The organism is Nevskia sp. (assembly GCF_023266035.1).
Classification (GTDB): domain Bacteria; phylum Pseudomonadota; class Gammaproteobacteria; order Nevskiales; family Nevskiaceae; genus Nevskia.
The window spans coordinates 1-5,056 of sequence record NZ_JAHFRY010000209.1 but is presented as its reverse complement, the minus strand read 5'-3'; the positions used below and the strand labels follow the sequence as shown (position 1 = coordinate 5,056).

The following is a 5,056-nucleotide window of genomic DNA, read 5'->3' as shown; positions in this document are numbered from 1 at the left end:
ATCACGACGACCACCGAGGTCAGCTTGGCCCGTGGGCCGTGGGTAATGCCGGAGATCGCCGCGAGCAAGCGCTGGATGCGCCGATGGACACCAGATTCCCGACCATGGCCGACCAGCGATTCGACATTCTTGGGCGCCGGCAAGGTGGCCAGCAGCAGCGAGATCAGCACGCAGCCGGTGGGGATCAGCCAGACCGCCCACATGCCGCAGAAGATCGCGTGGCGAACCATCGCCGGGATCGGGGCGGCCATCACCACGACGATGCCAAGCACGTCGGTCAGGATGCCGAGCACGCTTGGCGCCATCATCACGCTCATGGTGATTTCGGCCGCTTTCACGCGGTCTTTCACATGCGCATAGATTTCGTAATAGCGCTCGGTGAACTGCACCGAATGCGAGAACGAGCGCGCGGTCAGCAGCAGCGGCACGATCATCAGCAGAGGTTCGATCGAGATATTCAGCCAGCCGACCAGGCCGAAGGCCCAGATCGCCGCCGTGGCGCTGGTCAGGATCGGCGTCAGCACACCGACCATGTTGCGCATGTACAAGGCCAGCGAGGCGATCAGCAGACCCAGGGTGACGGCGAAGATGCCGACCATCTGCCACTCGTAGCGGTAGACCCAGCCGATCAGGGTCGGCTGGCCGGCGATGAAGACTTCGGTATTGGCATCGCGGGCACCTGCGGCAAGCGCCTCGACGTATTCGAAGGCGGTGCCGTAATCGACCTTGTCCTCGATAAACGTCGCCATGATGATCGTCGAGCGGTTGTCCTCGCTGATCAGGAAGGTGCGCACGTTCGGCGCGCGGTCGACCCGGCTGCGGAAGTCGGCGACTTCGTCGGCATCGGCCGGCGAGTGATCGGACATCAGCGGCCGCATGTCGATGCCGTACGGCGTGGCTTCCGAGTAGCGCGCCTTCTCGGTGGTGATCGACAGGATCTGCTCATGATCGACACCCGGCGCCTTGTCGATGTCGCGGGTGAACTGCCAGGTCTTGGCTAGGGTCACCGGGTTGAAGATGTCGCCTTCCTTGACCCGCAGCATCACCATCACCATCAGCGGGCTGCCGAAGTTCGGGTGCGCCTTGTAGACCTGCACGAACGGGTCGTCGGTCGGCAGCAGATCACGGAAGACAGTTTCCAGCTTGACTCTAGGCAGGCCGGCGGCGAAGAACAGCGTGATCAGGCCAAAGATCGCAAACGAAAGCCGCCGGTGCCCGAGCACCCAGCGAGCCAGTCGGGCACGCAGCGTATACATGGTTCATCAACTCCAGACAGCGGGCTGCGCCGTGCGCGGCCCGATGATGATCGGGGGAGGATCAGCAGATCACAGGAAGGTTTGCCGGCTCAGGAGGCGCCGAGACGCTGCAGCGCCGCCTGGGTCAGATACTTGTCGTAGTAAGCCGGATCGTTGGCACCGCTCTGATAGACGCCTTCCACCTGCTTGACCTGCTCGATGCGGGTGACGCTGCCGGTCTGGATGTCGCTCGAGGTGACATGCGCCCAGCTCCAGTACGGATGCTTGCCATCCATCACCTTCTTGCCGCCCTGGTCGTACATCGAATAGGCACCGTCGAAGGAGCGGTACGGCTTCATGTTGCGATCGTAGGTGACCATGCCGATGACGATCTGGTTGCGGGCATCGAAGTAGACGCGCTTCTTGCCGATCGGCGCACGCGGGAACTTGACCGGCTCGGCCTCGACGATGATCGCTTCCGGCACCAGTTCGACGGTGGCATCCCAGAAGGTCTTGCCCTGCTGGCCGCCGTGGGTCTTGTGCTCCCAGTTCGGATCGTCGGAAGCCCAGCCATCGGCCAGACCGGCGAGGAATGGTCCGCGACCGACGATCTTGTAATTGCCCCAGGTGTAAAGCGGATCACCAGCGGCCCAGGCATCGGACAGGAACAGGGTCAGGCCCGGAATCAAGGGCTCGAAGCGCTGATCGGACGGGAACTGACGAATGCGCCTGAACTCCGGCACATAGCCGTAGAGCGCCGGGAAGGTCGAGTGATCGTAGTCCCAGATATTCAGGAACGAGGTGCCGCGATAGGCCTGTGGCTGCGTGAAGAACACCGACTGATAGCGCAGCTTGGTCTTCTGGCTCTCCACATACGGCATCGGCTCCATGCTGACGCGGGCCACCGGCGAGTACTCGCACCAGCCGCCGGTGTAGGTGAAGCGGACATTGCCGCCCGGGTCGGTCGCATACAGCTTCATGGCGTAGAACGAGGCATCGTGACGGCCCCAGTTCAGCGTCTGCGCGGCGAACAGTTCGAGGCCATTCTTCGGGTCCGGAAACGGATTGCCGCCGATCCACGGCTGGCCATCGGCCTTGTTGACGACATTGCCCCGGGCATCGAAACCGGCCTTGCCGTTGTTCCTCAACGTCGCCTCGATGTACTCCCAGGGCGACAGCCGCATGATCTCGCTGGTGGTCTTGCCGATCTTGAGCTTGCGGCCCTGCTTGAGGATCTGCTCGTAGCGCACCGGCTCCAGCAGATCCTTCACGTACTGGACATTGTTGGCATCGATGATGTCGCCGGTCTTGATCTTGCCCTTGGTGTAACCCTCGATCGACAGCAGTTCGTCCGGGTAGGCCTTGTTGATCTCGCCGTTGGCCGAGATCGCTTCGCTCAGCGGCATCAGCACGCCAGCGCCGAGCACACCGCGCGCTGCGTCATTGAGGAACTTGCGGCGTGAGTAGCCGCGGTCGAAACGGTTGATATACATGGGCAAAGCTCCTCGGTGCGGGTCAGCGTCCGGTACTTTTGCCGGCCGCCTAATCAATGTGTCTGGTCAATGTGCGGGGCGCATCTGCGATCTGGATGCAGCTCCGCCACTGTCGGTGCGAATCGCAACCGCCAGCCTCGGTGGCAATGGTAGGCATGCAGACCAAGTACCGACGATAACGCATCCGCCGCGCTTGCGGCGCTTGCACCGCAATGGCCGCAAACACTGAAGAATCCGAAGTTTTCTTCACCTTCGGAGCACTCGAAGTGGCAATGTGTTCAGCATCCCTGACATACCGCAATCGTGGATTCCACCCGTCCGGGTAGTGCGCACCCCATCCCCTAGCGTTGACCCTCACTTGACGATAAGCACTGGTCGGGATACCGCCAGTCGGAGGAGCGCATGACCCTATTCAACCCCCTGATCGGAGCGGTCGCGTGAGCGCCGCACCGGTGGTGGAACTGCTGCGCCGTGCGGAACGGCTGGAACCGCGACGCCCACTCCGCGCGGAGCCTGCATCCGATGCCGCGCTGCTCTTCGAGCACGCCGCCGTGGCGATCGGCCATGTCCGCGATCGTCAGTTGCAGCGCTGCAATCGGCGCCTCGAAACCTTGTTCGGCTACGGCCCTGGCGAGCTGAACCAGCGCAATCTGCAGATGCTGTATCCCAGCTACACCGACTATGTCGCCTGCGGCCGCAGCAGCGCTCGGCTGCTTGAACGCCAGGGCCGCTGCCGTATCGAACGGCAGATGCGCCGCCGCGACGGCAGCCTGTTCTGGTGCCAGTTGAGCGGTCAGGCGGTCGATGCCGGCCGTCCAACGGCGGGCTCGGTGTGGACGCTCGAAGACATCAGCGACCGCAAGCAGGCCGAGAGCGCGCTGCGCGCGACGCAAGCCCAACTGGAGCAGCAGCTGGCCGATGTCCGCCGCCGTCACCAGCAGGAACTCGCCCGTGCTTCGCGCCTGAACTCGATGAGCGAGATGGCTGGCGCACTGGCCCATGAACTCGCTCAGCCGCTGGCCGCTACGCTCAACTACCTGCATGGCTGCCAGTTGCGTCTCAAGCAGGGCGATTGCACTTCGGAAAAACTCGACGGCGTCATCACCCGGGCGATCCAGCACACCGAAACCGCCGGCAGCATCGTCCGTCAGGTGCACGGCTTCGTCCGTCGCCACGTCCCGGAAACCACCGCCACCGATCTCCACGCGCTGATCAGCGAGATGCTCGGCCTGCTCGATCACCAGCGCCGCAAGCTCGGCGTACGCGTCGAACTGGGGCTGGCGTCAGAGACGCCGACGGTGCTGGTCGATGCGCTGGAAATCCGCCAGGTGCTGCTGAACCTGATCCGCAACGCCTACGAGGCGATGACCGCCAGCCCAGCCGAGCAGCGCCTGCTGCGCATCGAATCGCGACAGCTGACCGGCAGCCGGGTTGAAGTCACGATCAGCGATCGCGGCCCCGGCATTTCGCCGGAAGCCTGCAGCCAGATCTTCGACGCTTACTTCACGACCAAGCAGGACGGCCTGGGCCTGGGCCTGGCCGTTTGCCGGTCGATCATCGAATCCCATGGCGGCAGTCTGCGCGTCGCCGCCAACCCCGAAGGCGGTGCCTGTTTCCGCTTCGACCTGAATACCGTGGTGTGACCCCATGAAAGCCAATAGCGAAATGACCGAAGCCCAGATCCAGACCTACTCGCAGAGCCGGCCCACCGTATTCGTCGTCGATGACGATGCCGCGATGCGTGATTCTCTGCGCTGGCTGCTGGAATCGGCCCAGCTGAACGTGCAGACCTTCGATTCCGCGGAAGCCTTTCTGACCATCGCCCAGCCCGATGCCTGCGGCTGCCTGGTGCTCGATGTGCAGATGCCTGGTCTGAGCGGCCCGGAGCTGATGGACGAACTGAAGCGCCGCCACGTCCATCTGCCGATCCTGTTCCTGTCCGGCCATGGCGACATTCCAACGGTGGTGCAGGCGATGAAGGGTGGTGCCGTCGATTTCCTGCAGAAGCCCTACGACAACGCCCAGTTGCTGGAACGCATCGGCCAGGCGCTGACACTGGATGCCGATAGCCGCGACGCTCGCCGCCGTGAATTCCTGCGCAGCCAGCGGCTTGAAGGATTGACTGCCCGCGAACGCGAGATCCTCGATCAGGTGGTCGCGGGCCGCAGCAACAAGGAAGTCGGCCGCAAGCTGGCCATCAGCTACAAGACTGTCGAAGCCCATCGCGGGCGGCTGATGCGCAAGATGGGCGCGGCCTCGTTCGCCGAACTGCTGCAGATGATGCTCGGTGGACGCCGCGAAACGATCTGACTGCTGCACCCATACCAA

Annotated in this window: 4 protein-coding genes; 2 read left to right on the top strand and 2 right to left on the bottom strand. The window is 63.5% G+C overall.

The window, feature by feature from the left end; translation table 11 throughout:
* Both Q0D45_RS20870 and Q0D45_RS20865 read right to left on the bottom strand, forming a co-directional pair.
* The coding region (locus Q0D45_RS20870) for an MMPL family transporter (RefSeq protein ID WP_293397642.1) at positions 1–1,256 on the bottom strand (1,256 nt) is incomplete at its 3' end.
* A gap of 89 nt (positions 1,257–1,345) precedes the next feature.
* On the bottom strand, positions 1,346–2,728 hold the full coding sequence (locus Q0D45_RS20865; protein WP_293397639.1) for a DUF1329 domain-containing protein: 1,383 nt from the start codon (positions 2,726–2,728) through the stop codon (positions 1,346–1,348).
* Between the two features lie 437 nt (positions 2,729–3,165).
* Between Q0D45_RS20865 and Q0D45_RS20860 the strand changes: the two genes are divergently transcribed.
* Positions 3,166–4,371 carry an ATP-binding protein gene (locus Q0D45_RS20860; protein ID WP_293397636.1) on the top strand — a complete coding sequence of 402 codons (1,206 nt, stop codon included), beginning with the start codon at positions 3,166–3,168 and terminating at the stop codon, positions 4,369–4,371.
* A 4-nt stretch (positions 4,372–4,375) separates the two neighbouring features.
* Positions 4,376–5,038 carry a response regulator gene (locus Q0D45_RS20855; RefSeq protein ID WP_293397633.1) on the top strand — a complete coding sequence of 221 codons (663 nt, stop codon included), beginning with the start codon at positions 4,376–4,378 and terminating at the stop codon, positions 5,036–5,038.
* Positions 5,039–5,056: the final 18 nt, after the last annotated feature.